The following is a 26,126-nucleotide window of genomic DNA, read 5'->3' as shown; positions in this document are numbered from 1 at the left end:
ATGCAGTTAGAAGAAGTAAAAGCACTATTAACACAATTTGATCAATCAACTTTAACCGAATTCGATTTACGAGAAGGCTCGTTTGAATTATATATGAATAAAAATACAGTTTCTGGACGAAGTGCCGTAGAACCAGTGGCGCAACCACAAGAAACACCAGTAGCCGCTAGTGGTGTGTCAGTGCCTGTTGAAACAGTTTCTGTCGTTGAAGAAACGCCAACCAATACACCGACAGTCAATAAAAAGACAGAAGAAATTACGTCACCTATTGTAGGAATCGTTTATTTACAACCAGCACCAGATAAAGAGAACTTTGTCAAAGTAGGAGACACTGTTAAAACGGGTGACGTTGTGTGTATCGTTGAAGCGATGAAATTAATGAATGAAATTACGGCGACAGTTGACGGTGTGATTACCGAAGTGTTAGTCAACAATGAAGATGTGGTTGAATTTGGTCAGCCGCTATTCCGAGTTGCTAAAGGAGAATAAAACATGAAATTAACAATTACAGAAATTCAAGAAATTTTACCACATCGCTATCCCTTTTTATTATTAGATAGTGTTGAAGAAGTCATTCCCGGGGAACGCGTTGTAGCGAAAAAGAATGTAACGGTTAATGAGCAAGTTTTTCAAGGTCATTTTCCTGGGAATCCTGTTTTGCCAGGAGTTTTAATTATTGAATCGTTGGCTCAAGCAGGCGCCGTGGCATTACTTTCAATGCCTGAATTCAAAGGGAAAACGGCATACTTTGGTGGATTAGATAAAGCAAAATTTAGACAAAAGGTAACACCAGGCGACACATTAATTTTAGAGGTTGAACTTTTAAAAGTCCGTGCTTCTGCTGGAATGGGTAAAGGTGTGGCAAAAGTTAATGGAAAAAAAGTTGCCGAGGCTGAATTAACCTTTATGATTGGATAGGTGAAAAATGTTTTCGAAAGTATTAATCGCAAACCGCGGAGAAATCGCTGTTCGTATTATTCGTGCCTGTCGCGAATTAGGCGTTCAAACAGTTGCTGTTTACTCTGAAGCGGATCAAGAAGCGTTACACACACAGTTAGCAGATGAAGCCATTTGTATTGGACCGGCGAAAGCAACTGATTCTTATTTAAATGTTCAAGCTGTTTTAAGTGCAGCGATTGTTACCAATGCTGAAGCGATTCATCCAGGGTTTGGTTTCTTATCTGAAAATAGTCAATTTGCTTCAATGTGCGAAGAATGTAACATTACTTTTATCGGTCCTAAAGCAGAAACGATTGATGCAATGGGCAATAAAATAAACGCACGTCAACTGATGCAAAAAGCCAAGGTACCTGTTATTCCTGGGAGTGATGGCGTCATTGATTCTGTCGAAGAAGCGTTGACGATTGCTGAAAAAATTGGTTACCCAGTGATGTTAAAGGCAGCTGCTGGTGGTGGCGGAAAAGGAATCCGAAAAGTTCTTTCAAAAGAAGAGTTACCGAAACACTTTACTTCAGCGCAGCAAGAAGCCAAAGCCGCATTTGGTAATGATGATATGTATTTAGAAAAAATTATTTATCCAGCACGTCATATCGAAGTGCAAATTTTAGGTGATCAATATGGGCATGTGATTCACTTAGGAGAACGTGATTGCTCACTACAAAGAAATAATCAAAAAGTGTTAGAAGAATCACCATCGATTGCTATTTCTGAAGAAAAGCGTCAGATGTTAGGCGAAACGGCCGTTCGAGCGGCACAAGCTGTGCATTATGAAAATGCCGGAACCATTGAATTTTTGATGGATCCAGCTGGCGACTTTTATTTCATGGAAATGAATACCCGCATCCAAGTCGAACATCCAGTTACGGAAATGGTAACAGGGATTGATTTAGTCAAAGCACAATTAGAAATTGCTTCAGGTGAACCTTTAGGCTATACCCAAGAGGATGTTATCATGACTGGGCATGCGATTGAGTGCCGAATTAACGCTGAAAATCCTGCCTTTAATTTTGCTCCTTCACCAGGTAAAATTCAAAATCTCTTGTTGCCTAGTGGTGGAATGGGCTTGCGTGTAGACAGCGCTATGTATTCAGGGTATTCAATTCCGCCTTATTATGATTCAATGATTGCAAAAGTCATCGTACATGGTGAAAATCGTTTTGATGCCTTGATGAAAATGCAAAGGGCTTTAAATGAAATTGTAACAGAAGGTATTATTACGAATGCCGAATTCCAATTAGATTTAATTACACATGACAATGTTTTGACAGGTGACTATGACACAAGCTTTTTACAAGAAACATTTCTACCAAATTGGGAGCCAGAAAGCAATCATTAAAGAAAGAACGCCGCAAGAGCTGTGCTCTTGCCGCTAAAATACGAGGAGTAAGCAAATGGCATTATTTAAAAAGAAAAATTACATTCGCATTAATCCAAATCGTGCTGATGCAAATGATGCATCAAAGAAGCCTTCTGTTCCAGATAATATGTGGGCAAAATGCCCTTCTTGTAAGCGAACACTGTATACAAAAGAAATGGGTGCAGAAAAAATCTGTCCGCATTGTGGCTATAGTTTTCGGATTGGTGCATGGGAACGATTAGCGATAACCGTTGATGAAAAAAGTTTCCACAATTGGGACAGTGAATTAGTGACAAAAGATCCACTAAATTTTCCTGGTTATCTTGAAAAAATTGAAAAAATGCAAGAAAAAACTGGGCTAGATGAAGCTGTCTTAACGGGAGAAGCAACAATTGAAGGACAAGCTGTTGCAATTGGAATCATGGACGCTAATTTTATCATGGGCAGTATGGGAACGATTGTTGGTGAAAAAATCACACGCTTGTTTGAGCGGGCGACAGAAAAGCATTTACCAGTAGTGATTTTCACTGCATCTGGTGGTGCCCGTATGCAAGAAGGAATTTTTTCATTGATGCAAATGGCGAAAATTTCGGCCGCTTTGCAACGGCATAACAAAGCAGGGCTGCTGTATCTTACGGTATTGACTGATCCAACGACTGGCGGTGTTACCGCAAGTTTTGCGATGGATGGAGATATTATTTTGGCAGAGCCTCAGAGTTTAATCGGTTTTGCTGGCCGCCGTGTAATTGAACAAACGATTCGTCAAGAGTTGCCAGATGATTTTCAAAAGGCCGAGTTTCTTTTAGAACATGGTTTTGTAGATCAGATTGTGCCAAGAAATCTTTTGCGTCAACGATTGAGCGACTTGTTACGTTTACATTCTTTGGAAGGGTGGCGCTAACATGGAAAAGAAAACAGCCAATGATGTTGTTACCTTGGCAAGAGCCCAAGATCGTTTGACAACTTTAGAATATATAGAAGCCATTTTTGAGGACTTTTTAGAATTTCATGGGGATCGTTACTTTGCCGATGATTTAGCTGTAGTCGGTGGTGTTGCTACTTTGCAAGGGAAACCAGTTACAGTGGTAGGTATCCAAAAGGGTCGAAATCTACCAGAAAATATTGAACGTAATTTTGGTTCACCTAATCCTGAAGGGTATCGCAAAGCGTTACGTTTAATGAAACAAGCGGAAAAATTTAACCGCCCAGTCATTACCTTTGTGAACACTGCTGGTGCCTATTGTGGAATTGGTGCCGAAGAGAGGGGAGAAGGGGAAGCCATTGCGCAAAACCTGTTAGAGATGTCTGATTTGAAAGTGCCAATCATTTCAGTCATCATTGGTGAGGGCGGTAGTGGCGGTGCTTTAGCGTTAGCAGTCGCAGATGAAGTTTGGATGTTGGAACACACGATTTATGCGGTTCTTTCGCCAGAAGGTTTCGCCTCTATTTTGTGGAAAGATGGCAGTCGTGCGAAAGAAGCAGCAGAATTGATGAAAATCACAGCGACAGAGCTGAAGGAATTAGCTATTGTAGATAAAGTAATTCCAGAAGTTATGAACGGTCAGCCTCTGGAACAAGAAAAAATTAATCGCATGTTACAAAAAGCGTTTATTTCAAAATTAACTGAATTAGCTAAATTAGATACGGAAACGTTACTAGAAAAAAGATACCAACGTTTTCGCAAATATTAGAAGTTACTACTCATCAACGAACTTTTCAGGGGTTGATGGGTGGCTTTTTTTATTTTTTCTTTTATTTTACTTGTTCTTTTACAAGGAACGACCGTCCTTTATAGAAATTTTCAGTAAAATGCAGTATAATACAATAGGTAGAGACTGAAGCATAATTGTTTAGTTATGTTTCAGTCTCTTAAAATCGAAGAAACTACATAGTGTCAGTGAGAGGAGTCACGATGTTTTCAAAATATAAACCGACATGGATGATTGATGCGATTTATAAAATTACCCCCGCACAATTAAAAAAACTAGGGATTAAGGCAGTACTAACTGACTTAGATAATACGTTAATTGCTTGGAATAATCCCGATGGAACAGAAGAATTAAAAACTTGGTTATTAGAAATGAAAAATGCAGGAATTACTGTCCTCGTTGTTTCAAACAACAAAGACAGCCGGATTAAACGCGTTGTTGAAAAGTTTGACTTAGATTATGTAGCACGTGCCTTGAAACCAACCGCACGTGGCTTCAAATTAGCAGAAAAAAAATTAGGCTTGAAGCCATCTGAAATGTTAATGGTCGGCGATCAGATTATGACAGATATTCGGGGAGCTAACGCAGCGGGTATACGCAATGTTTTAGTTCAACCGATTGTCGATACAGATGGCTGGAATACTAGAATCAATCGGTTCTTTGAACGGAAAATTATGAAATACTTATCAAAAAAACATCCAGAAATGACATGGAGAGGCGGATTAGAATGACAGAGGCAATTCATTGTATTGGCTGTGGTGCGATTATCCAAACGGAAAATCCTCATGAATTAGGCTATACACCAAAAACAGCTTTCGAAAAAGGAATGGAAACAGGGGAAGTTTATTGCCAACGTTGTTTTCGCTTAAGACATTATAATGACATTCAAGATGTCCAATTAACAGACGATGACTTTTTACGTTTATTGAATGGTTTAGGAACAGAAGATGCACTGATTGTGAACGTAGTGGATATTTTTGACTTTAATGGCTCTCTTATTCCAGGACTACATCGTTTTATCGGAGATAATCCTGTGTTGTTAGTTGGCAATAAAGTGGATATTTTGCCTAAATCATTAAAAAAACCTAAAATGGTTCAATGGATGAGAGAACGGGCCCATGAAGCAGGATTACGCCCTGTTGATGTTTTACTAACAAGTGGCAAGAAACCACAAGAAATGCAAGAGTTATTAGATACGATCGAAAAATATCGTGAAGGCCGAGACGTTTATGTCGTAGGTGTGACCAATGTTGGAAAGTCAACATTAATCAATCAAATCATTCAACAAACAGTGGGTGTTCAAGATGTGATTACGACATCACAATTTCCTGGAACAACGCTAGATAAAATTGAAATTCCATTAGACGATGGCCACTTCTTAATCGATACGCCCGGAATTATTCACCGTCATCAAATGGCACATTACCTAGGTAAAAAAGACTTGAAAATTATTGCACCGCAAAAAGAAATCAAACCGAAAGTTTACCAATTAAATGCTGAACAAACCTTGTTTTTAGGTGGCTTGGCTCGCTTCGATTATGTCCAAGGTGCTAAAAGTTCCTTCATTGCCTACGTTTCCAATGACTTAAATTTACACCGAACAAAAACAGCAACCGTCGATGCTTTTTATGAAAAACATGTTGGTGGCTTATTGCAGCCTCCACGTGCCGATGAAGTCGCTGAGTTTCCTGAATTAGTGCGCTTTGAATTTTCCGTGAAAGAAAAAACGGATATTGTGTTTGCTGGTCTAGGTTGGATTACTGTCACAGAACCTGGTGTAGTCGCTGGTTGGGCGCCTAAAGGTGTCGATGTTTTACGTAGAAAAGCATTAATTTAAATTTTAGAGAGAAGGCAAACAATTTGAAACTTAGAGGAAAACAAAAACGTTATTTACGTAGTCAGGCACATCATTTACAACCTATTTTTCAAGTAGGCAAAGGTGGTTTGAATGACGCAATGATTACACAAATTGATGAAGCGTTGGAAAAACGTGAATTGATTAAAATCACGTTATTACAAAATACAGATGAAGTAGCAGAAGAGGTTGCAGAAGAACTAACAGCAGCCATTCATTGCGATGTGGTACAAATTATTGGTCGCGTGTTGGTCTTATTCAAGCCATCAAGTAAAGAAAAATATCAAAAAATTTCAGCAGCAGTCAAAGAGATTTAATATTGGAGGGATGAACAATGGGAGAAAAAAGACAAGCGCGTCAAGGAGCGGACGTTCTCTTGCAAGAGGAACCGTTACGTTTTCAAACAAGAAAGCAAGTCGGCTTGTTAGGTGGTAATTTTAATCCCGTTCATTTAGCACATCTTGTCATGGCCGATCAAGTTCAAAATCAACTAGGTTTGGACAAAGTTTACTTAATGCCTACGTACTTACCACCACATGTAGACGAAAAGAAAACAATTAGCAGTGAACATCGGTTAGCGATGTTAGAACTAGCAGTGGCTGATAATCCCTGCTTAGATATTGAGCCAATTGAATTAATTCGCAAAGGCAAAAGTTACACATATGATACGATGAAAGCTTTAAAAGAAGCCAATCCAGATACTGATTATTATTTTATAATTGGTGGAGATATGGTGGAATACTTGCCCAAATGGCATCGGATTGATGACTTACTCCATTTAGTTCAATTTGTCGGCATTCGGCGTCCTAATTATCCAACGGAATCTACCTATCCAATTATTTGGGTCGATGTTCCGCAGATGGCGATTAGTTCCACTTTGATTAGACAAAAAGTCAAAAGTGGTTGCTCAACACGCTATCTTCTTCCAGAGAATGTGATAAACTATATTCAAGAGAAGGGACTGTATCAAGATGAGCTGGATAACAAATTATGATGCTGCACAACGTGAATTATTAATGCAAAAAGTTCAAATGCAAATGAGTGAACGTCGTTTTCGCCATGTGTTAGGAGTCGAGGAAACAGCTGTGGCCTTGGCAGCGAAATATGGTGCCGATGAAGCGAAAGCCAGTATTGCTGCTTTGACGCATGATTACGCCAAAGAACGTCCAAACGATGAATTCGAGTTGATTATTCGCCGAGATGGTTTTGATTTGGCTTTATTAAACTATGGCAATGAAATTTGGCATGGCTTAGTTGGGGCGGATATTGTTCAACGGGAATTAGCCATTGATGACGAAGAAATCTTGCAGGCAATTCGTGTGCATACAACTGGGGCTGCTAAGATGAGCTTGCTAGATAAAATTATTTATGTCGCAGATTACATTGAACCAGGACGTGATTTTCCAGGTGTGAAAGAAGCCCGTGAAATTGCCCTTGTTGACTTAGATGCAGCGGTTGCTTATGAAACGAAACATACCTTGTTACATTTGATTGAACAAGAACATAAAATTTATCCAAAAACGTTAGAGACCTACAATCAATGGGTCGTTAATCAAAAATAAAAGAAGAAAGAATTACTAGGAGGGAACTATCATAGATAGCCAGAAAATTTTAGAAATTGCTGTCAAAGCAGCAGATTCAAAACGAGCAGAAGAAATTGTCGCATTAGACGTAAGAGAGATTTCATTATTAGCAGATTATTTTTTAATTTGCCAAGCCAATAGTGAACGTCAAATCAATGCGATTGTTGATGAAATTAACGAACAAGAAGCCAAAAATCAAGTAGAAGTCAAACGTGTGGAAGGTAAAGAAGGCGGAAAATGGATTTTAATCGATTTAGGCGATGTTATTGTCCATGTATTCCAATCTTCAGAACGTGCCTTTTACAATTTAGAAAAATTATGGTCAGATGCCCCAATGGTTGATCTAAGCGCTTGGGTCGACTAAAATGGCCTATGAAACGTTTGCTTTCGTCTATGACGAAGTGATGGACGAAAGCCTATACCAAAAATGGTTGGATTTTTCCAATCGTCATCTCCCACAAGGAACCCAACAAATTCTTGAAATGGCTTGTGGTACAGGCGCTTTAGCAGTTGATTTTGCGAAAAGTGGTTACGATGTGACGGCCTTAGACTTATCAGAAGAAATGTTGATGATTGCTAGTGAACGGGCCTTTGAAGAAGAAGTGCCAGTTCAATTTGTTCAGGGAAATATGCTAGATTTATCTGAAGTGGGACAATACCAAGCCATCACTTGTTTTTCTGATTCACTGTGCTATATGGCTAATCGCCAAGAAGTACAACAAGTGTTCGATGAAGTTTATCAAGCGTTAGAAGAGGAAGGAACGTTCATTTTTGATGTTCATTCTACTTACAAAATTGATTCAGTTTTTCCAGAATATAGCTATCATTATCAAACAGAAGAATTTGCTTTTCTATGGGATAGTTACGCTGGTGAAAAAGAACACAGCATCGAACATTTCTTAACATTTTTTGTGAAAGAACAGGAAACAGATGAGCACTTTGTTCGGTATGATGAATTGCATCAAGAACGAACCTATTCGTTAGATAACTATTTACGAATGTTAGAAAGTGCTGGTTTCATGAACGTCAAAGTTTATGCAGATTTTACAGATGAAGCACCAACTGAAACAAGTGAACGCTGGTTCTTTGTTTGTCAAAGAGATTAATAAGATTTGGCTTATGAGCTTGGGACAGCGCTTAAAAACGTTTGTCTCTTTGCTGATAAGTCCATTTTTTTATAACGGAGGTGGCTAGAGTGAAAGCCTGTGGCATTATCGTGGAATATAATCCCTTTCATAATGGACATCGCTATCATGCCCAACAAGCTCGCCAACAAAGCGGAGCTGAAGTAGTGATTGCTATAATGAGTGGAAATTTTTTACAAAGAGGAGAACCAGCCTTACTAGATAAGTGGGCCAGAGCAGAAGAAGCTTTGCAAAATGGTGTGGATTTAGTCATTGAATTGCCGACAGCTTGGTCGGTACAGTCTGCGGATTACTTTGCCAAAGGCGGTATAAAGTTATTGCAGGCGTTGCAATGTGAGAGCTTATGTTTTGGAACAGATAGTACAAGCGCAATTGATTATGCGGCTTTCGGCCAGTTTGTCCAAGAAAATCAATCCTTAATTGATCAAACGTTCCACGCATTGACAGACAAACAATTGAGTTATCCACAAAAAATGACTGCTGTTTTTCGTCAAGTATATCCTGAAAGCAGGTTCGATTTTTCTTCGCCTAATCATATTTTGGGGATGAGTTATGCAAAGGAAAATGCCACGTATCCAACCCCGATGACGCTCTACCCAATTGCTAGAAAACAAGCGGGCTTTCATGATGCAACGATTTCTGGGAAAGTTGCTAGCGCCACGGCGATTAGGCAAAGTGTTTTTCAACAAGAAATAACGCAAGTACTGCCAACGGTTCCTTCTATAACCGCACAACATTTACAAACACAGGCAATGATTTCATGGGAAAATTATTGGCCCTTCCTAAAGTATAAAATTGTTCAATCCTCGTTAGAAGAGTTACAAGCCATTTACCAAATGACGGAAGGACTTGAATATCGACTAAAAGATCAAATCCAAGCAGCAGGTTCTTTTCACGAATTAATGGAACGTATGAAAACGAAGCGTTATACTTGGACAAGATTGCAACGATTAGCAACCTATATATTGTTAAATATGACCAAAGAAGAAGTTGAAACTGTTTGGCAAGACAGCTATCTCCATGTGCTAGGATTTACGCCAAAGGGACAAGCTTATCTAAAAGAAACCAAAGCACAGATTCAATTGCCGGTAATTTCCAAAGTATCTAAAGAAAACCGCGCAATGCTTTCGTTAGATATTCGCGCCAATCAACTATACCAGATGGGAGATTCTTCTTTAAAAGAACAAAATTTTGGTCGGTTTCCCTTACGATTTTCGCCAGATACCTAAAAAATACTTAACAAAAATCAGTTTCCCCAGTATAATAAACAAGGGATAAGATACTAACAACAAATCAGAGAAAGCGAAGTGAGAATATGGGCCGTAAATGGGCAAATATTAAAGAGAAAAAAGCTGCCAAAGACGCAAACAATAGCCGTGTTTATGCAAAATTCGGGATTGAAATTTACGTAGCAGCGAAGTCAGGAGACCCTGATCCTCATGCAAACCAAAAATTACGGTTTGTAATCGAACGCGCCAAAACATACAATGTACCAAAACATATTATTGATCGCGCTATTGAAAAAGCAAAAGGTTCAGCAGATGAACAATATTCTGAATTACGCTATGAAGGATTTGGGCCAAATGGTTCAATGGTCATTGTTGATGCTTTAACAAACAACGTGAACCGAACAGCAGCAGATGTGCGGGCCGCATTTGGTAAAAACGGCGGAAACATGGGTGTCAGCGGTGCTGTTTCCTACATGTTTGATAATACAGGTATCATTGGCTTTGCTGGTGACGATGCGGATGAAATTTTAGAATACTTAATGGAAAAAGACATTGATGTTCGCGATGTTGTTGAAGAAGACGGTCAAATTATCGTTTACACAGAACCAGAAGATTTCCACCATGCACAAGAAGCGTTAAAAGAAAAAGGCATTGAAGAATTCACGGTTACTGAGTTAGAAATGGTTCCACAAAACGAAGTAACATTAGAAGGCGACGATTTAGCGAACTTTGAAAAAATGTTAGACGTTTTAGAAGATTTAGAAGATGTTCAAAAAGTTCATCATAATGTAGATTTACCTGAATAATCCATTTGTTCGTTTGTTTTAAGATTTAGAAAGTGAGCCATCGGTCATTTTGACTGATGGCTCACTTTTTTTCATATAATACATAGAAAAAAGAAAGTTGATTGATAGGTTCATGTGACACAAAGCATTCAATGACTGGTTCAACTTTTGTCTGTTCCATAAATATTTGTCTAAACAGTTGAATTAATAGTACAATAGTCTAGTAAGATAGATCATTGAACGGGGTGAATAGGCGTGAAAAAGGGAATGTTCGCGTTTTTTGTCGGGCTAGCGGTTTTATCATTAACTGCTTGTCGGGAACCAAAAGAAAAGAAAGTAACCGCTTCAACGGAGGCATCCTCTAAAGTTGAAGAGACGAATACGAATGAAAAAACCAGTGAAACAATTGATAAGACAAATGAACAAGCGAGCAGCAGTATCGAGTCTAACGAATCAGTGAAAAATGAAGAGCAGACAGCTGATGAAAACAATAGTCAGCTAACTGTAGCTGATTTAGATACTACAGCGATTAATGCTGGCGATTTTACTACTTTAGCTGGAACATGGAAAAATGGTAAAGGAGAGAGTTTGATCATTCATCCTGATGGTAGTACAAATACCGGAGGAATGATTACGAAGGATTTACCTACTGATGAGTCGCGACCAATTACAAGCTTAAGTATTAGGTGGGGGCCTACTGGTGCTGCGTTATTATTATATAAAATTGGTGTTGAAAATCCTAACGGCGACCAATCGGATAAGACGAAACCACGATTGTTAATTACTCAAGATAGTGGAAATTATCCTGCGGAAGAGTATTACTATCGTTCTTCTGAAGAGGAAAATCAAGACCAAAATGAAGAGGCAAAAATCATCGATACACAAGAAAAAGCAGAGACATATATTAGAAAGACATTGACTGATGCAGAAAATAATGATACGAACCTTGGATTTTTGGGTATGAATGGAAATGACTTCTTTTTTAGAGCCCAATCGAAACAGATGGTTGCAAATGGAGGGACAGGAACTGTCGGTTTTTACAGAGTATCACCACAAGGAGCAGTCAGAATAACGGATGCACGAGGCAACTAAAGATAGTCTCGTGGCAATCTATTTAATTCCTATAAAAGTAGCAAAATAAGAATGAAATGATCACAAAATCTTCACATTTAGTTTGTAAGATATAAGCATATCAACAAACAACCTTAACAACACAAAACACTTTTTCATTTTTAACTCCTTTCCCGTCCTTACCCAAAGGGCGGGTCTTTTTTTGTGTAAAACTATTCGCTCAAGATACCAAAAAGCCAGCTTGTAGTAAGCTGGCTTTTAACTCTTTACATGTTGGCGCTTGTAGACACGAGATAATATTAAGGTGTTGGAACAGTTGGTGAATAGTTCGTTTTTCGACCATAAAGTTCTTGTGTCGCCGCCGAGATATACGCAGATGAATCTTTTCCTGGGAGGTTATACATTAGATAAATACCATATTGCTCCGCTTTTGTACGTTTGGCATATTGCGCAGCTAGATTTTGATTGACACCAACTTCAACGGCAGAAGCACCTAAACGAGAAGCAGGCATACCTGCAATTTGTGGTGGATTCCAGGTACTATAATAAGGGTTCCAAGCATAATCAATTAAAGAACTCATTTGAGGATTAGCTGAAGAGTTCGCAGCCGCTGGTCCAATATTATAAAAAGTAATTAATTTATCATTACCTAAGCGATTTCTTAAGGCTTGAAGTAACCAAATGAACGAAGAATTATTTGGTTGAGGCGTCCCATTTTTTCCGTATTCAGCATACTCATCATCAAAATCAATACCATCTAAATGATACGTATTAACGACTTGTTCTAATTGAGCTGCAAAGGCATCCGCACTTTCGTAAGTTGGGAAGTTAGCAAAGCCAGCACCTTCATGGTTGCCTAAAATAGACAATAGGACTTTAGTGCCGCGTGCTTGAACTGGACGAATTTGTGTTTCAGCTTCGTTTAAAGTTTGTTGGACCCGTTCATTTAGATATAAGTAAGGTTTTTTATTGACCGTATCATAATTAATATTGGCTGCAAAAATAATCCCCATATCAAAAGCAGGTTGATTGGTTCCAGCTAAAGTATATTTTCCCACATTGTTAAAATCGTGGTTGTTTACTTCTACATACATGACTGTTTTAGGTGTAACAGTTGATGCTGCTTGTACTTCAAATGCAGGTAGTGCAAACAGTAACCCACCGACTAAAAGTATCAAACTTAAAAAAGTTGAAATAATCCCTGTTTTCTTGTTAAAAAAATGAGTGCTCAATTGATGCCCCATAACTTTCTCCTCCTATAAAATAAATATTTTTTGTAAGCGTTAACAAAGATATGTTATCATTTTTATAATTTAAACACAAGAAGAAGAGAACAAAAGTGAGCAAATCCACAGAATATAAAAGCGTCCTTCGCAAAATGGTCTTGCGAAGGACGCTCTTTTACCAATCAAAGAGTAAGGCATAGCCTAAAGAAAGCAGCTCTCGACCAAAATTTTTGATATCTTTTGGAAAAGAAGAAGCCGCAGTGATGCCTGAAACATTTGAGATGCCTGCTCGCTTGGCTAAAAGTTGCGAGCGGTACATGTGAAAGTCACTAGTAACAATCACTAGCCGTTTAAAAGAAAGGAGTTTTTGTGAATTGACAATATTTTCTTTGGTGCGTGTGGCACGATTTTCTAAGAGAATCTGTTTTTCTGGAACACCTTTATTTAGCAAGTATTGTTTCATAACCGCGGCTTCCGTAGCCGGCTCATCTGCTCCTTGCCCTCCGCTAACAATAACGGGTGTCTCGGGGTGTTGTTTAATATAGGGGATAGCCACATCTAACCGAGCTTGCAAAACACGGCTGGGCAGTGCGGTTTCTTTAGACGTCCCTAAAACACGGGCCCCTAAAATTAAAATAGCATCTGGTTTATCGGTGGGTTGCGTATTTTTGCCAGTAAAAATAAGTAGACCTAAAATCAAAAGAATACAAAAGCCAAAACTGACAATGGATAAACTTGTTATTTTTAACCAATGCATGAAACATCCCTCCTTGTAATGTTAGTGTATACGAAGTACCATAGAAAAAGCGATAGAAAACAAAAGACTTATAAAAAAATCTATGTTTTAATAGAAACTTTTGAAGAGAGGGAGCGAATGCATGCGTACAGAAGAAGAAATGTTTCAACTTATTATGGATGTAGCAAAACAAGAAGAACACATTCGAGCTGTGGGAATGGTGGGTTCTCGCACGAATGTGAAAGCGCCAAAAGATAGTTTTCAAGATTTCGACATTGTTTATATTGTAGAACCATGTGCTGAGTTTTTTGAAACAGCAACGTGGATAGCAAAATTTGGACAACCATTAATTATGCAACGTCCCAAGGAAATGACCTTATTTCCCACAGAACCGAAGACGCGGGAAACATTTTTAATGTTATTTGAAGATGGTCAACGTATCGATTTAACGTTGTGTCCTCTCGCAGAAAAAGACAATTGGCATGAAGGCGATTCTTTAGCAATTATCTTGTTAGACAAAGATGAAAATTTGCCACCTTTACCTGTAGCATCTGATAAAAATTATACAGTAACAGTTCCGAATCAGCAGCAGTTTAACGATTGTTGCAATGAATTTTGGTGGGTTAGTACGTATGTAGTTAAGGGGCTTTGTCGGAATGAACTATTTTACGCTGTCACACATCTCTATGAATATTGTCAGCAGGAACTGTTGCGCTTGCTTTCTTGGCAAGCGGCTTGGCAGGAACCGGAGCCAATTTCTATTGGGAAACAATTTAAGTATCTGAAAAATTATGTCACTCCTGACACGATGGATCAATTAGCATCATTGCTGGATTTTTCTAGTAAAGAAGCTTGTTGGAACAGCTTAATAAAGACACAAGCCTTTTTTGACGTCGTCGCTCAGGATTTTGCTAAAATGGCCCAGTTTACGTATCATTTACAAGAAGCAAAAAAAGTCACAGAGTATACAAATTCTTTAAGATTAAAGGATTTACAAGGAAAATAAGCTGAAAACAACGTAAAAATAGTGTATAATTGAAAAAATTAATCTGCGAGAGAAAGGGAACCTTTTTTGATTGTAGATCACCGCAGTTGTTTGTTGCCTAGTCTCTAAGAAATAAACCTAAAATTATTGATATAAAGGATGAACAAATGAAAAAAGAAGAAATGCAAATGCGTAATACACGTCGTCAAAAATCAGGAAAAAATAATAAAAAGAAAGTAATTATTACTTCTTTGGTTGGACTAGCTCTGGTTGCTGGGGGCAGCTATGTTTATTTTCAAAGTCACTTTTTACCAACCACAAAAGTAAATGGAGTTTCTGTAGGCTGGTTAAATGTAAATGCTGCAGAAGAAAAATTAGCGCAAGTTAATCAAACCGAAGAAGTTGTGGTTCAAACGGGGACAAAAGAAGAAAAAATTCAACTTCCTAAAAAATACCAATTGGATCAAAAATTTTTAAAAGACCATTTACACAGTAGCAAGGTGAAGCTACCGTTAAACGAGGCATTCAAAAAAGAACTAGAAGCCAAATTAGCAACTTTGAGTTTTCCAGAGGGGAAACCAAGCAAAAATGCGAGTATCCGTCGAGGCAATGGTACTTTTGAAATTGTTCCCGAAGAAAAAGGCACAGTAGTGGACACACAGCGCTTAAATCAGCAGATTATTGCGGATGTTGAAGCGGGAAAAGGCAACTATCAATACAATGCCAAAGATTTTTATAAAGCCCCTGAAATTACAAAAGAGGATCAAACGTTAAAGGCAACATTGACAACGCTCAATAACAAGTTAAATAAAACAATTACAGTTGATATTAATGGTGAAAAAGTAGCCTTTGATAAAACACAAATTCAAAACGTGCTGAATGATGATGGCACAATCAACAAAGAAAAACTAACTACTTGGGTGACACAATTAGAAACAACATATGGTTCTGCTAATCAACCAGTTTTATTTACAGATGTTCACGGTACGACACGTCGTTTTAAAAACAATGGAAGTTATGGCTGGTCGATTGATGGGGCCAAAACGCAAGAACTACTAGTAAACGCGCTGAATAGCCAAGAACAAATGAATGCAATCACTGCTCCGTTGGTTGGCGATACCAAAGAAAATAGTAAAATTGCCAATAATTACATTGAAATTGATTTAAAAGATCAAAAAATGTATTGTTTCATTGATGGCAAAAAAATAGTCACCACAGATGTCATTACTGGCAGATATAACAAAGGAACCGCAACAGTACCAGGATTCCATACAATTTTATATCGGACAACCGATGTGAATTTAGAAGGTCAAATGCTTGATGGTTCTCGATACAGTGTGCCAGTAAAATATTGGATGCCGTTATTAAGTCAAGGGGGCGTTGTCACACAAATCGGGATTCATGACTCCGACCATAAATTGGATAAGTATGGCGATAAAGAAGCCTTTAAAACCGATGCTGGTAGTAATGGCTGTATCAATACGCCAGGAACAGAAGTTTCAAAAATCTTTGATGTATCCTATGACGGAATGCCGGTAATTATTTACGGACATATCTATGATGATGCACCAGGTGAATTTGATAAACCTGTAGATTACGGCGAAGAAGTATAAAAAGAGATATTAGGCAAGACCGTACTTTGGTCCAGCTGTGTATCTGAAAAGTAAAAATTGGAGACGTCAACCGTAACGACTGACGTCTCCAATTTTTTATTGACAAGCGTCATAACCCGCTCTATGATACAAACAGAACAAGCAATTTAAATTGGGGGAACGAAGATGCCATTTGTACATGTAGAATTAATTGAAGGCCGAACAGAAGAACAGTTAACTAATATGGTCAAAGATATTACAGAAGCTGTGTCAAAAAACGCTGGTGCACCAAAAGAGAATATCCATGTGATTGTCAATGAATTGAAAAAAGACCGCTATGCACAAGGCGGCGAATGGAAAAAATAAGTTTTCAGAGAATTTCTGTTGAATCACTTGCTTTTTCTGAAAATAAGTGGTTAAATAAGTGCATAAATGATTGATGAGAAAGACAACTGAACTTGCCCGCGATCTATTAGAGAGGAAAATCTTGGCTGAAAATTTTCCAGATTGGCACAAGGGATGACCACTTTCGAAACCTTTGTTGAAACAAAGGCGGTCGCACCGTTAACACGCTAGAGGAACACAGATTATTTGTGTTCAAAATTAGGTGGAACCACGATATTTTCGTCCTAGTATTCGTTAGAATACTAGGACTTTTTGTTTTTTAACAAGGGGAACAGGTGGCTGTTTCGTTTAATTGTGAAAAACAGGAACACAATGAAACGCTTCAAATCAAAAAAATTAAAAGGAGAGAATTTTATTATGTCTATTCACATTACTTTTCCAGATGGCGCTGTTAAACCGTTTGATTCTGGGATTACAACATTTGATGTTGCTAAAAGTATTAGCAACAGTTTAGCCAAAAAAGCTTTAGCTGGTAAATTCAATGGTGTTTTAATCGATTTAGATCGTCCTATCGTAGAAGATGGTTCGCTTGAAATCGTGACACCTGATCATGAAGATGCTTTAGGAATTTTACGTCATTCATCAGCTCATTTAATGGCTAATGCCTTACGCCGTCTTTTCCCTAACATTAAATTTGGCGTAGGTCCTGCGATTGATTCTGGGTTCTATTATGATACAGATAATGGAGAATCCCCTGTGACAGCGGAAGATTTACCTGCAATTGAAGCCGAAATGATGAAAATTGTGAAGGAAAATAACCCAATCGTTCGTAAAGAAATCTCACGTGCAGAAGCGTTAGAATTATTTGCTGATGATCCTTACAAAGTTGAATTAATTACAGATTTACCAGAAGATGAAATCATCACTGTCTATGATCAAGGCGATTTTGTTGATTTATGTCGTGGTGTTCACGTCCCTTCAACAGGACGGATTCAAGTCTTTAAATTACTTTCAGTAGCTGGTGCTTATTGGCGCGGAAACTCTGACAATCATATGATGCAACGGATTTACGGCACTGCCTTTTTTGATAAAAAAGATTTAAAAGAATTTATCAAAATGCGCGAGGAAGCCAAAGAACGTGACCACCGTAAATTAGGAAAAGAATTAGATTTATTTATGGTTTCACAAGAAGTTGGTTCAGGGTTACCTTTCTGGTTACCAAAAGGCGCAACCATTCGTCGTACAATTGAACGTTATATTGTGGACAAAGAAATTAGCTTAGGTTACCAACATGTGTATACACCAATTATGGCAGATGTGGAATTATACAAAACATCTGGTCACTGGGATCATTACCATGAAGATATGTTCCCACCAATGGATATGGGCGATGGCGAAATGCTGGTATTACGTCCAATGAACTGTCCACACCATATGATGGTTTATAAAAATGACATTCATAGTTACCGCGAATTGCCAATTCGAATCGCTGAATTAGGGATGATGCACCGCTATGAAAAATCTGGCGCATTATCAGGGTTACAACGTGTTCGTGAAATGACTTTAAACGATGGCCATACTTTTGTTCGTCCTGACCAAATTAAAGACGAATTTAAACGTACTTTGGAGTTAATGGTGGCAGTCTATGCTGACTTTAACATTACGGATTATCGTTTCCGATTAAGCTATCGTGATCCAAATAATACAGACAAATATTTTGATGATGATGCGATGTGGGAAAAAGCGCAAGCGATGTTAAAAGCTGCCATGGATGAATTAGAATTAGATTACTTTGAAGCAGAAGGCGAAGCTGCCTTTTACGGTCCGAAGTTAGATGTTCAAGTAAAAACAGCTTTAGGAATGGAAGAAACATTATCAACCATCCAATTAGACTTCTTATTACCAGAACGTTTTGACTTAACTTATGTTGGCGAAGATGGTGAAAATACACATCGCCCAGTTGTTATCCACCGTGGTATTGTCTCAACAATGGAACGATTTGTGGCTTACTTAACAGAAGTTTACAAAGGCGCTTTCCCTACTTGGTTAGCACCAATTCAAGCAACTATTATCCCAGTTTCTGTAGAAGCGCATTCTGAGTATGCTTATGAAATCAAAGAACGTTTACAAGCACAAGGCTTACGTGTTGAAGTCGATGATCGTAACGAAAAAATGGGCTACAAAATTCGGGCCTCTCAAACCCAAAAAGTACCTTATCAATTAGTGGTCGGGGACAAAGAAATGGAAGATGCAACGGTGAACGTCCGTCGTTATGGAAGCAAAGAAACGTCTGTCGAAGATTTATCAATTTTCATTGACAGCATGGTTGCTGAAGTTCACAATTACAGCCGTTAAAAAAAGAGAAAAAGTCAAAAGGACTTCTGAATTCAGAAGTCCTTTTGACTTTTTTTTAACAAAAAAATAATTAAATATTTCCTTAGAGCTGGGAATAATCCTGATTTTTTGACTATTTTTTGTTACAATGAGAATGCGAAACTTTTTAGTGAAGGGACTAGAGGTATGAAGAAAAACTCATTTATAGATAAAATAAAAAAAACAGATGCCGCAGCAAAGAGTCAACGAGGTAGAAAGCCACATATTCCTTTTCGATTGAACTTATTATTTTTTGTGATATTCACTTTATTTGTTTCATTAATTGTCCGTTTAGGGTATTTACAGATTGTAGAAGGAGAAGAGTTTAACAAAAAAATCACTGCCAATTCTTCACTGCAAATCACGACACCATCCCCTCGAGGACAAATTTATGATTCACAAGGAAAAGCCTTGGTTTCTAACAAAGCCAATTTAGCAATCACTTACACACGAGGAAAAAATATTGAAGGAAAAGATATTTTACCGATTGCGAATAAAGTTAACGAACTTATTAACGTTCCAGTTGATCCAAACTTAACGGATCGTGACAAAAAAGATTATTGGTTAGCGAATCCTGAAAATTTAAAAGCAGCCCAAGCCCGTTTAACCGATCAAGATAAAGAAGATGAAAAAGGCAACAAAATTATGGACGAAGGCACATTGTATGCCAAAGCAGTTGAAAAAGTCACCCCTGAAGAAATTGCGTTTGATGACCGAACCTTACAAGCAGTGACGATTTTTAAACGAATGAATGCCGCGTCACAAATGAACACGGTCTTCATCAAGAATGAAGGGGTAACAGAAGGTGAAATTGCGACAATTGGTGAACACACAGCGGAAATATCAGGTGTTTCAACAGGGACTGATTGGACGCGTGATTATTCTCAAAGTGGTGCATTACGTAGCCTGTTGGGTACCGTTTCAACTGAAAAACAAGGATTGCCAGCCGAAGAAGTCGATGAATATTTGAAAAAAGGCTATGCACGAAATGACCGTGTTGGAACTAGCTATTTAGAAAAACAATATGAAGACGTTCTACAAGGTAAAAAAGCAAAATCAGAAGTCGTTTTAGACAATAACGGAAAGATTGTTTCACAAACCCCAATTTCCAAAGGGGAAAAAGGCTCCAACTTAAAATTAACGATTGATTCAAATTTCCAAAACAAAGTTGATGAAATTTTACAACGAAACTATTCACAAATAGTCAAAACCATTGGACCATACTCAGAAAATGCGTATGTCGTTGCTATGAACCCTCAAACAGGAGCTATTTTAGCGATGTCCGGAGTTAGTCATGATTTACAGACAGGAGAAGTCACACCTAATCCTTTAGGGCCTATTTTAAACTTTGAGGTACCTGGATCTGTTGTGAAAGCAGGTACTTTAACAGCTGGTTATGAGGCGAAAGTATTACAAGGAAATGATACTCTATTAGATGAACCAATTATTTTAGCTGGTACAAATCCAAAAGCTTCTTGGTGGAATAGTGGTGGTCGTAATGCACAAATGCAATTAACTGCTGAACAAGCATTAGAGTACTCTTCTAATGCCTACATGATGAAAGTTGTGTTTAAACTAATGGGTGTAAATTACTATCCTAATATGGTCTTCCCGTATGAAATTGGCGATGACAAAGTTTTCAAAGAGCTAAGAAACGCTTATGCTGAATATGGAATGGGGATTAAGACAGGCATCGATTTACCTGGTGAAAGTCCTGGATATGTAAATAAAGATTTCAAAGATCCTGCTGAAGCGCCTAAAGGCGGAAATCTATTAGATTTATCATTTGGACAATATGATAACTACACACCATTACAATTAGCACAGTACGTTTCCACTGTCGCAAATAATGGTATCCGCGTACAACCCCATGTGGTAGAAGGCATCTATGGCAATGATGAAAATGGAGCTTTAGGAAAAATTTTGAAAGAAATCGAACCAAAAGTTTTGAATAAGGTGAATATTTCTGAAGACCAGATAGGAATTCTTCAACAAGGTTTCTATAATGTGGTAAATGGAACTAGTCAATTGACTACGGCACCAGGTTTAAAATCAGACAAGTTTTCGATTGCTGCTAAAACAGGGACCGCCGAAACGCAAGCAAAGGATGCTAACGGAGTTGTTCACACGACGGTTAATAGTAACTTGGTGGCTTATGCGCCTTACGAAAACCCTGAAATTGCAATTAGCGTTGTTTTACCACACTTAAATGACGAAGAATCAAAACCAAACCAAACGATTGCCAAAGAAGTTTTAGAAGCGTATATGGAAATGTACAAAAAATAAAATTTGTAAAGTAGAACTACTTTACAAATTTGCCCAAAAGGGTAGTCAAATGACAAAAAAAATGGTATGATATTCAAGTCTAAGAAATCTCTTGGAAAGATCAATTATTAGTAGGAGGGGAAAACATGCGCGTAAACATCACTTTAGAGTGTACTTCTTGTAAAGAACGTAACTACTTAACAAATAAAAATAAACGTAACAATCCTGATCGTTTAGAAAAACAAAAATATTGCCCACGTGAAAGAAAAGTTACTTTACACCGTGAAACTAAATAATTTATTTTAATATAGCCTAGAATCCTTGCTTTATAAGGGTTCTAGGCTCTTTTTTTGTTGTTAGGAATTTACTGATTTAGTTATTGATGTAGATTTGCTATTTTAAAAATTTACATAGCTACTGAAAGCATCTGTTGCTTCTTTAGTAACTTCATCAGAAATATGAGTGTAAGTATCCATAGTTATTTGTAAAGAAGAATGTCCTAAACGTTCTTGGATTATTTTAGACCTAACGTTATCTGATTCGAATAATAAGGTTGCGTGGGTATGCCGAAAACCATGACAACCAATAGAATGTAAGTTAGCTTTTTCTGCCAATCTTTTAGAACGTTGGTAAATGTCTTGACTTCGGAACATGGTACCATCAATTTTTGTAAAAATGAGTTGTGTTTTAAATCCACCTTTTTTCATTAAAGCTTCATGCTGTCTAAGTTTCCATTTTTTTAAGATATAAGCAGTCTTGTTATCAAAAGAAATTTTACGAATAGAATTGGGAGTTTTAGGATCGTTTATAGTCAATCCATTTGTACTGATAGCAGTAGTTTTATTTATATTAACTACCTGCTTTTTTAAATCAATATCATTCCAATTCAATGCTAAAGCTTCACCAACACGTATACCAGTAAAAGAAAGTAAGCGAAAAATAGCACAGTCTAAGTCGGCATAGTATTTTAGAACTAAACTTTCTTCTTTGGCTTGATTGGCAATGCTATCAGCTGTATTTAAGAAATGTTCCAGTTCGTCTTTTGTATAGAACTTTCTTTTTGTATTCTTTTCTAATTTCTTTAGCGAACTAGGTTTAGTTATTTTCTTAAATGGGTTTGAGTCTATTATTTCTAAACCAACAGCATAGTCACAAACACGAGAAGCATAACTTAAAAGTACTTTTCCCATTTCATTCTTTTTATACCATTCATTAACAGATTTTTGCACGATCTTGACTGTTAAACGCTCAAGTCGCATTTTCCCGAATGTGGGCAAAATGTGTTTTTTCATACGTCGTTCAGTAGCGATGAATGTGGATTCCCTAACTGTTTTTTTGTATTCGTCCAACCACATATAATAAACTTCTTCAAAAGTGGTTAAACGAGTATGCTCGTTAGCTAGATTTCCATTATCAAAATCTATTTTTTTTTGATTAAGCTTGAGCTGTGCTTCTTTTTTTGTATTACAGTTTCTGATAGTGACATTAATTTGTTTTCCAGTTAAATAATCTACGCCTAAATAGGCAGTTACTTTCCAGTATTTTTTTCCTTTTTTTGTATATTGTTTAAAAGTTGCCATTTTTTATCCTTTCCACTTGGGCAAGCGAATAGAAGGAATGACAAATTTCTAGCACCTCCTTATTAAATTTTAAAGCCCCTAGCATGAATCGAACACGCTAGAACTCACCAGAGAGGGGGATTTATAGTAGAAATTATGTTATAATTGGCCTATGAAGAGGTCATCCAATTGTAAAGGGGTTTTCTATGATGGTTACTGAATACTTAAATATTTTTGCAGTACTTATACAATCTACTGCTACAGGATATTTTACCTATTTCTTAATTAAGAGTAATGACTTGTTAGTTTTATCAAATGCACAAAAAGAAGAAAAAATAGCAGTAGTATCAATATTGTCAGCCATTAATTTAGCTGTATTTTTGTTAGCTCAAAGTATCATTTCTTACAATTTGTCGAATATGGAACCGTACATCCAACAAATTGCGGCTGCAATACTATCATTTGTATTAGTATTAGTAATTGGGTTGTTCGTTTTACCTAAAGCAATTTTATCTTTTTTTTCTTGGATAAATAAACTTAGAAAAAAGAAGGGTAAGCTAGAATTTACACATAGAGCAATTAGAGATACTGCGTTGGATAATTCTTATCATCAATACATCTATGTTTTTGATTTTGCAAACAACTATATCGCTTCTGGCTATTTAAATGTTTATCAATATAATACGGATGAATACAATGAGTTACTATTATATGCACCAAAAGAACCTGAAAAAAGACGAACTGTCGAAGCAGTTGAAATTCTATTTAAAAATAATGATATAAATATTTTGATTGATTATGAGAAAAAAGTGAAATTGTATATAGTGCCTATGGACGAGGCTGTGGGCGAGTAGGTGGCGGAGGAGGTGCTCCTTTGCCACCATTTCTTTTTTCTCCATAATCGGGCATTGTTCTAGTAGTTGGCATTTTTAATATTCCTTTCTAATTTATTTAATTCGTAGTGGTTGACCAGGATAAAAAACAGAGTTGTCAATGCCTGGATTTAATGATAATAGTTGTTCTAAGGTTAAGCCATTTCTTTCAGCTACTTGTCGAGCTCCTTCACCGCTTCGTACTTTGTCATATACAGGTTGTTCAGATTCAGAGCTTTGAGGTTGTTCAATTACTGAAGATGATTGAGTAGATGGCAATGGTTGTTGTGATGTAGAAATTTCCGTGTCAACAGCAGCTAATTCGGTGTACAGGTCTGTTAACTTATTTGCTTCAGCAGTATAAACATCTGTCAGTTTATTTGCCCAAGATTCATATAATGAATAGTCGTCTTTATTAGAAAGTTGTATGTTTGCCATTTCCGAAATTCCAGTATTTGAAATATCTGCTAATTTTCCTATTTTAGAGTTTAAAACCTCAGCTAATGCTGAAACATTGCCTTTTATAGGTTCTCCTTCATTTCGCAGTTCTTCAATCAATATAGGTGTAGTTGTAGTCAACTTTTGAGTATAAGTCTCTAAAATTTGGGAATAGGTAGACCCGCCTAATTCTTTTTGTGTTGTTTCATCTGTTTGTGTACTTGAATAATGTATAGTTGATGACTCACTACTTGAGCTATTAATTTTTTTAGAATCAGAAATATCTTTCTTTTCAGATGTAATTGAGGTAGAACTTGAGTTTTGCTTTGAAACCTGTTTAGTTTCGTTAGAACAAGCAGTAAGCAGTAATAATGATAAACCTAAAGTAACAATTTTTTTCATTTTTAAATTAATCCTCATTTCTGTTATAATATGCTTGTCAGTAAATCTCGAAATGAGGTTTTAAGTCCGTGTTGTCGCATGGGCTTTTTTACTGTGCGTAAGAATAATTCTTTTTGAAGTATGAATGACAAACATCGAAACATTCCGTTCTTAAATTACTATTTATAGAATAAAAATCCATAAAATTATCTAATTTAAATTGTGATTCATCCGTGAGTTCATTTTCTACAAAAATGTTTAATAGAATTATAATTGCTATTTTATTAGCTTCTGCCTCAAATTTTGAATGAAAAGTATTAGAGCGGCTATCATATAACGTTGTATATTTATAGTGTGAAGCGATAAAATGACCGAGCTCATGTGCTAAGTGAAAGGCTTCTGCTCTGTCCTCATGTAATTTTTCGTTTAAAAATACGATTCTTGGCTTAGGGTAGTAGAATCCAGATTCTTCCATTTCCATATAAACCAATTTTAAATTATAATCACTTAGCAATTCTTTCAGTTTTAAATACATACCAACTACCACTCCAATTACTCGTTTTCTTCCAAAGCTTTAGCAATAGCAATTGCTTTACGCATTGTCTCCTTTGAAATTTCTTTTCCATCAAAGGAAAATACAGTATCATCTTCTGATAAATCTACTCTCTTCGATATGTTCTTATTCTCTCTTCCGAGTAAGTAGTCAACAGATACATCAAAGTAGTCTGCTATGCGACTTAATTCATCTGAATTAGGAGTGTTTACTCTCCATTTTGCAAGATAACCGTTCGAATATCCTAAATTCATTTCTAATTGTCTAATAGATAACTTCTTTTGCTTTGCCAATTCTTTTATTATTTCATAAGAGTTCATTGATTTATCAACCTTTCTAAATGCTTACAAAAAAAGTTTAGAAAAATAAGCAGAATTCAGTTGATTAATTCTGAATAATAAGCTATACTATTTTTTGTAAACGAGTTTAACAACTAAAAAGACAACAAAAAATATTATTGATAATAAAACGCCTACCGCCAAGAAAGCTTTTAAATCAATATATTAATGCCTTATTTAACTATGCTCATAGTATAGAGTAATGCTCAGCGTATGTCAACTAAATATAGAAAATAGTTGTTAAATTTGTTTACAAATTTATAGAAGGGAGAAAAATCATGGCAAATGTTCAAGAAACACGTCAAAAAATTTTAGACCATTTTAAATCTAACGATTGGGAAATTCCTGATGTAGCAAGTGCGTTAGGGATTACAGAACAATATCTACGAAAAATCCTAAACAATCCAGAAAAACATCTGAAACAAATGACCGATATTATTGCTTATTACAAAATCAGATAGGAGGTGTAAAAAATGGAAGTGATTTTAACTCCAGAAAATGAAGCTTCTCTAAGAGATTTTGTACACGGAATTATTGTTGATGAAATTGAAAAAGCACGAAGAGATACCGCAGTTGATAAGCGAGTCTTAAATCAAACAGAGATTGCAAAATATTTCAATGTTTCCACAACAACAATAAGGGAATGGGAGAAGCTAGGGCTTCCACATGGATCAGTAAGTAAACAAGGGAAGTTCTACGACAAAGAAGAGTGTCGCAGATGGCTTCTATCACAAAAAAGATAAATCTTGGGCAAGCGAAATTTAGGGAG

At 36.9% G+C, this 26,126-nt stretch carries 30 protein-coding genes; 24 read left to right on the top strand and 6 right to left on the bottom strand.

What is annotated here, in order from left to right; all coding sequences use genetic code 11:
• The 15 genes from accB to AB1I62_RS12930 all read left to right on the top strand — a co-directional run bounded on the left by accB (position 1) and on the right by AB1I62_RS12930 (position 11,715).
• A complete protein-coding gene (accB, locus tag AB1I62_RS13000) occupies positions 1 to 489 on the top strand; it encodes an acetyl-CoA carboxylase biotin carboxyl carrier protein (protein ID WP_048737840.1) in 489 nt (162 codons plus the stop codon).
• Positions 490 to 492: 3 nt separating this feature from the next.
• On the top strand, positions 493 to 918 hold the full coding sequence (gene fabZ / locus AB1I62_RS12995) for a 3-hydroxyacyl-ACP dehydratase FabZ (protein ID WP_002356286.1): 426 nt from the start codon (positions 493 to 495) through the stop codon (positions 916 to 918).
• Between the two features lie 7 nt (positions 919 to 925).
• Positions 926 to 2,296: an acetyl-CoA carboxylase biotin carboxylase subunit gene (locus AB1I62_RS12990; RefSeq protein ID WP_016617176.1), complete on the top strand. Its 1,371-nt coding sequence runs from the start codon at positions 926 to 928 to the stop codon at positions 2,294 to 2,296.
• A 55-nt stretch (positions 2,297 to 2,351) separates the two neighbouring features.
• Positions 2,352 to 3,218, top strand: a complete 867-nt coding sequence (gene accD / locus AB1I62_RS12985; RefSeq protein WP_002356293.1) for an acetyl-CoA carboxylase, carboxyltransferase subunit beta — start codon at positions 2,352 to 2,354, stop codon at positions 3,216 to 3,218.
• 1 nt (position 3,219) lies between these two features.
• Positions 3,220 to 4,008 (top strand): acetyl-CoA carboxylase carboxyl transferase subunit alpha, encoded by a 789-nt coding sequence (locus AB1I62_RS12980; RefSeq protein ID WP_010709894.1) that lies wholly within the window; start codon positions 3,220 to 3,222, stop codon positions 4,006 to 4,008.
• Between the two features lie 221 nt (positions 4,009 to 4,229).
• The gene (locus AB1I62_RS12975; protein WP_002356296.1) at positions 4,230 to 4,757 is read left to right on the top strand and encodes a YqeG family HAD IIIA-type phosphatase; all 528 of its coding nucleotides are present in this window, start codon (positions 4,230 to 4,232) and stop codon (positions 4,755 to 4,757) included.
• Entirely contained in the window at positions 4,754 to 5,863 is a 1,110-nt protein-coding gene (gene yqeH / locus AB1I62_RS12970) for a ribosome biogenesis GTPase YqeH (protein WP_104874830.1), read from the top strand. Before AB1I62_RS12975 ends, yqeH begins: the two co-directional genes overlap by 4 nt.
• 23 nt (positions 5,864 to 5,886) lie before the next feature.
• Positions 5,887 to 6,198 carry a ribosome assembly RNA-binding protein YhbY gene (gene yhbY / locus AB1I62_RS12965; protein WP_002356298.1) on the top strand — a complete coding sequence of 104 codons (312 nt, stop codon included), beginning with the start codon at positions 5,887 to 5,889 and terminating at the stop codon, positions 6,196 to 6,198.
• A 17-nt stretch (positions 6,199 to 6,215) separates the two neighbouring features.
• Positions 6,216 to 6,875, top strand: a complete 660-nt coding sequence (locus AB1I62_RS12960) for a nicotinate-nucleotide adenylyltransferase (RefSeq protein WP_002365150.1) — start codon at positions 6,216 to 6,218, stop codon at positions 6,873 to 6,875.
• The gene (gene yqeK, locus AB1I62_RS12955) at positions 6,853 to 7,443 is read left to right on the top strand and encodes a bis(5'-nucleosyl)-tetraphosphatase (symmetrical) YqeK (RefSeq protein WP_002356300.1); all 591 of its coding nucleotides are present in this window, start codon (positions 6,853 to 6,855) and stop codon (positions 7,441 to 7,443) included. Before AB1I62_RS12960 ends, yqeK begins: the two co-directional genes overlap by 23 nt.
• A 46-nt stretch (positions 7,444 to 7,489) precedes the next feature.
• Complete coding sequence (rsfS, locus tag AB1I62_RS12950) at positions 7,490 to 7,828, top strand: ribosome silencing factor (protein ID WP_033072556.1); 339 nt, start codon at positions 7,490 to 7,492, stop codon at positions 7,826 to 7,828.
• Position 7,829: 1 nt separating this feature from the next.
• Complete coding sequence (locus AB1I62_RS12945) at positions 7,830 to 8,570, top strand: class I SAM-dependent methyltransferase (protein WP_002356302.1); 741 nt, start codon at positions 7,830 to 7,832, stop codon at positions 8,568 to 8,570.
• 80 nt (positions 8,571 to 8,650) lie between these two features.
• Entirely contained in the window at positions 8,651 to 9,838 is a 1,188-nt protein-coding gene (locus AB1I62_RS12940; protein WP_002376446.1) for a nucleotidyltransferase, read from the top strand.
• An 86-nt stretch (positions 9,839 to 9,924) separates the two neighbouring features.
• The gene (locus AB1I62_RS12935; RefSeq protein WP_002356305.1) at positions 9,925 to 10,644 is read left to right on the top strand and encodes a YebC/PmpR family DNA-binding transcriptional regulator; all 720 of its coding nucleotides are present in this window, start codon (positions 9,925 to 9,927) and stop codon (positions 10,642 to 10,644) included.
• Between the two features lie 234 nt (positions 10,645 to 10,878).
• Complete coding sequence (locus AB1I62_RS12930) at positions 10,879 to 11,715, top strand: DUF6287 domain-containing protein (protein ID WP_048737843.1); 837 nt, start codon at positions 10,879 to 10,881, stop codon at positions 11,713 to 11,715.
• Between the two features lie 278 nt (positions 11,716 to 11,993).
• On the opposite strand, the gene AB1I62_RS12925 is transcribed toward AB1I62_RS12930, so the two are convergent.
• Both AB1I62_RS12925 and AB1I62_RS12920 read right to left on the bottom strand, forming a co-directional pair.
• Positions 11,994 to 12,938, bottom strand: coding sequence for an endo-beta-N-acetylglucosaminidase (locus AB1I62_RS12925; protein ID WP_002382461.1), 945 nt, complete (start codon positions 12,936 to 12,938; stop codon positions 11,994 to 11,996).
• 157 nt (positions 12,939 to 13,095) lie between these two features.
• Positions 13,096 to 13,677, bottom strand: a complete 582-nt coding sequence (locus AB1I62_RS12920) for a YdcF family protein (RefSeq protein WP_002359392.1) — start codon at positions 13,675 to 13,677, stop codon at positions 13,096 to 13,098.
• A 121-nt stretch (positions 13,678 to 13,798) separates the two neighbouring features.
• On the opposite strand from AB1I62_RS12920, the gene AB1I62_RS12915 reads away from it, so the two are divergent.
• From AB1I62_RS12915 to rpmG, 6 genes are all read left to right on the top strand, one after another.
• Positions 13,799 to 14,662 carry an aminoglycoside 6-adenylyltransferase gene (locus AB1I62_RS12915; protein WP_048737845.1) on the top strand — a complete coding sequence of 288 codons (864 nt, stop codon included), beginning with the start codon at positions 13,799 to 13,801 and terminating at the stop codon, positions 14,660 to 14,662.
• Between the two features lie 146 nt (positions 14,663 to 14,808).
• Entirely contained in the window at positions 14,809 to 16,254 is a 1,446-nt protein-coding gene (locus AB1I62_RS12910) for a L,D-transpeptidase family protein (RefSeq protein ID WP_010820244.1), read from the top strand.
• 165 nt (positions 16,255 to 16,419) lie between these two features.
• A complete protein-coding gene (locus tag AB1I62_RS12905; protein ID WP_002356318.1) occupies positions 16,420 to 16,599 on the top strand; it encodes a 2-hydroxymuconate tautomerase in 180 nt (59 codons plus the stop codon).
• Positions 16,600 to 16,995: 396 nt separating this feature from the next.
• Positions 16,996 to 18,933, top strand: coding sequence for a threonine--tRNA ligase (gene thrS / locus AB1I62_RS12900; RefSeq protein WP_048738006.1), 1,938 nt, complete (start codon positions 16,996 to 16,998; stop codon positions 18,931 to 18,933).
• Between the two features lie 165 nt (positions 18,934 to 19,098).
• Positions 19,099 to 21,237: a penicillin-binding transpeptidase domain-containing protein gene (locus tag AB1I62_RS12895; RefSeq protein ID WP_367019334.1), complete on the top strand. Its 2,139-nt coding sequence runs from the start codon at positions 19,099 to 19,101 to the stop codon at positions 21,235 to 21,237.
• A gap of 125 nt (positions 21,238 to 21,362) precedes the next feature.
• Positions 21,363 to 21,512: a 50S ribosomal protein L33 gene (gene rpmG, locus AB1I62_RS12890; RefSeq protein ID WP_002356321.1), complete on the top strand. Its 150-nt coding sequence runs from the start codon at positions 21,363 to 21,365 to the stop codon at positions 21,510 to 21,512.
• Between the two features lie 102 nt (positions 21,513 to 21,614).
• Here rpmG and AB1I62_RS12885 read toward each other — a convergent pair whose 3' ends face one another.
• A complete protein-coding gene (locus AB1I62_RS12885; protein ID WP_002367292.1) occupies positions 21,615 to 22,796 on the bottom strand; it encodes a site-specific integrase in 1,182 nt (393 codons plus the stop codon).
• 185 nt (positions 22,797 to 22,981) lie between these two features.
• On the opposite strand from AB1I62_RS12885, the gene AB1I62_RS12880 reads away from it, so the two are divergent.
• A complete protein-coding gene (locus AB1I62_RS12880; protein ID WP_142429067.1) occupies positions 22,982 to 23,629 on the top strand; it encodes a hypothetical protein in 648 nt (215 codons plus the stop codon).
• Positions 23,630 to 23,722: 93 nt separating this feature from the next.
• Here AB1I62_RS12880 and AB1I62_RS12875 read toward each other — a convergent pair whose 3' ends face one another.
• From AB1I62_RS12875 to AB1I62_RS12865, 3 genes are all read right to left on the bottom strand, one after another.
• Complete coding sequence (locus tag AB1I62_RS12875; RefSeq protein WP_236691869.1) at positions 23,723 to 24,487, bottom strand: LysM domain-containing protein; 765 nt, start codon at positions 24,485 to 24,487, stop codon at positions 23,723 to 23,725.
• An 88-nt stretch (positions 24,488 to 24,575) separates the two neighbouring features.
• Positions 24,576 to 25,001 carry an ImmA/IrrE family metallo-endopeptidase gene (locus AB1I62_RS12870; RefSeq protein WP_002365134.1) on the bottom strand — a complete coding sequence of 142 codons (426 nt, stop codon included), beginning with the start codon at positions 24,999 to 25,001 and terminating at the stop codon, positions 24,576 to 24,578.
• Positions 25,002 to 25,018: 17 nt separating this feature from the next.
• Complete coding sequence (locus AB1I62_RS12865; protein ID WP_002365133.1) at positions 25,019 to 25,339, bottom strand: helix-turn-helix transcriptional regulator; 321 nt, start codon at positions 25,337 to 25,339, stop codon at positions 25,019 to 25,021.
• Between the two features lie 296 nt (positions 25,340 to 25,635).
• Here AB1I62_RS12865 and AB1I62_RS12860 point away from each other — a divergent pair, with 296 nt between their 5' ends.
• Positions 25,636 to 25,818 (top strand): hypothetical protein, encoded by a 183-nt coding sequence (locus AB1I62_RS12860; protein ID WP_002365132.1) that lies wholly within the window; start codon positions 25,636 to 25,638, stop codon positions 25,816 to 25,818.
• 12 nt (positions 25,819 to 25,830) lie between these two features.
• Positions 25,831 to 26,100, top strand: coding sequence for a hypothetical protein (locus AB1I62_RS12855; RefSeq protein WP_002365131.1), 270 nt, complete (start codon positions 25,831 to 25,833; stop codon positions 26,098 to 26,100).
• Positions 26,101 to 26,126: the final 26 nt, after the last annotated feature.

The organism is Enterococcus sp. AN402 (assembly GCF_040719405.1).
Classification (GTDB): domain Bacteria; phylum Bacillota; class Bacilli; order Lactobacillales; family Enterococcaceae; genus Enterococcus; species Enterococcus faecalis.
Note: the sequence above shows the minus strand (reverse complement) of the source record. Positions and strands in the feature narration are given on the sequence as shown.

Bases quoted from the DNA above. Each gene is read 5' to 3' on its own strand.
- accB (WP_048737840.1), top strand. From the start codon at position 1: ATGCAGTTAGAAGAAGTAAAAGCACTATTAACACAATTTGATCAATCA.
- fabZ (WP_002356286.1), top strand. From the start codon at position 493: ATGAAATTAACAATTACAGAAATTCAAGAAATTTTACCACATCGCTAT.
- AB1I62_RS12990 (WP_016617176.1), top strand. From the start codon at position 926: ATGTTTTCGAAAGTATTAATCGCAAACCGCGGAGAAATCGCTGTTCGT.
- accD (WP_002356293.1), top strand. From the start codon at position 2,352: ATGGCATTATTTAAAAAGAAAAATTACATTCGCATTAATCCAAATCGT.
- AB1I62_RS12980 (WP_010709894.1), top strand. From the start codon at position 3,220: ATGGAAAAGAAAACAGCCAATGATGTTGTTACCTTGGCAAGAGCCCAA.
- AB1I62_RS12975 (WP_002356296.1), top strand. From the start codon at position 4,230: ATGTTTTCAAAATATAAACCGACATGGATGATTGATGCGATTTATAAA.
- yqeH (WP_104874830.1), top strand. From the start codon at position 4,754: ATGACAGAGGCAATTCATTGTATTGGCTGTGGTGCGATTATCCAAACG.
- AB1I62_RS12960 (WP_002365150.1), top strand. From the start codon at position 6,216: ATGGGAGAAAAAAGACAAGCGCGTCAAGGAGCGGACGTTCTCTTGCAA.
- yqeK (WP_002356300.1), top strand. From the start codon at position 6,853: ATGAGCTGGATAACAAATTATGATGCTGCACAACGTGAATTATTAATG.
- AB1I62_RS12945 (WP_002356302.1), top strand. From the start codon at position 7,830: ATGGCCTATGAAACGTTTGCTTTCGTCTATGACGAAGTGATGGACGAA.
- AB1I62_RS12935 (WP_002356305.1), top strand. From the start codon at position 9,925: ATGGGCCGTAAATGGGCAAATATTAAAGAGAAAAAAGCTGCCAAAGAC.
- AB1I62_RS12925 (WP_002382461.1), bottom strand. From the start codon at position 12,938: ATGGGGCATCAATTGAGCACTCATTTTTTTAACAAGAAAACAGGGATT.
- AB1I62_RS12920 (WP_002359392.1), bottom strand. From the start codon at position 13,677: ATGCATTGGTTAAAAATAACAAGTTTATCCATTGTCAGTTTTGGCTTT.
- AB1I62_RS12915 (WP_048737845.1), top strand. From the start codon at position 13,799: ATGCGTACAGAAGAAGAAATGTTTCAACTTATTATGGATGTAGCAAAA.
- AB1I62_RS12910 (WP_010820244.1), top strand. From the start codon at position 14,809: ATGAAAAAAGAAGAAATGCAAATGCGTAATACACGTCGTCAAAAATCA.
- AB1I62_RS12905 (WP_002356318.1), top strand. From the start codon at position 16,420: ATGCCATTTGTACATGTAGAATTAATTGAAGGCCGAACAGAAGAACAG.
- thrS (WP_048738006.1), top strand. From the start codon at position 16,996: ATGTCTATTCACATTACTTTTCCAGATGGCGCTGTTAAACCGTTTGAT.
- AB1I62_RS12895 (WP_367019334.1), top strand. From the start codon at position 19,099: ATGAAGAAAAACTCATTTATAGATAAAATAAAAAAAACAGATGCCGCA.
- rpmG (WP_002356321.1), top strand. From the start codon at position 21,363: ATGCGCGTAAACATCACTTTAGAGTGTACTTCTTGTAAAGAACGTAAC.
- AB1I62_RS12885 (WP_002367292.1), bottom strand. From the start codon at position 22,796: ATGGCAACTTTTAAACAATATACAAAAAAAGGAAAAAAATACTGGAAA.
- AB1I62_RS12880 (WP_142429067.1), top strand. From the start codon at position 22,982: ATGATGGTTACTGAATACTTAAATATTTTTGCAGTACTTATACAATCT.
- AB1I62_RS12875 (WP_236691869.1), bottom strand. From the start codon at position 24,487: ATGAAAAAAATTGTTACTTTAGGTTTATCATTATTACTGCTTACTGCT.
- AB1I62_RS12870 (WP_002365134.1), bottom strand. From the start codon at position 25,001: ATGTATTTAAAACTGAAAGAATTGCTAAGTGATTATAATTTAAAATTG.
- AB1I62_RS12865 (WP_002365133.1), bottom strand. From the start codon at position 25,339: ATGAACTCTTATGAAATAATAAAAGAATTGGCAAAGCAAAAGAAGTTA.
- AB1I62_RS12860 (WP_002365132.1), top strand. From the start codon at position 25,636: ATGGCAAATGTTCAAGAAACACGTCAAAAAATTTTAGACCATTTTAAA.
- AB1I62_RS12855 (WP_002365131.1), top strand. From the start codon at position 25,831: ATGGAAGTGATTTTAACTCCAGAAAATGAAGCTTCTCTAAGAGATTTT.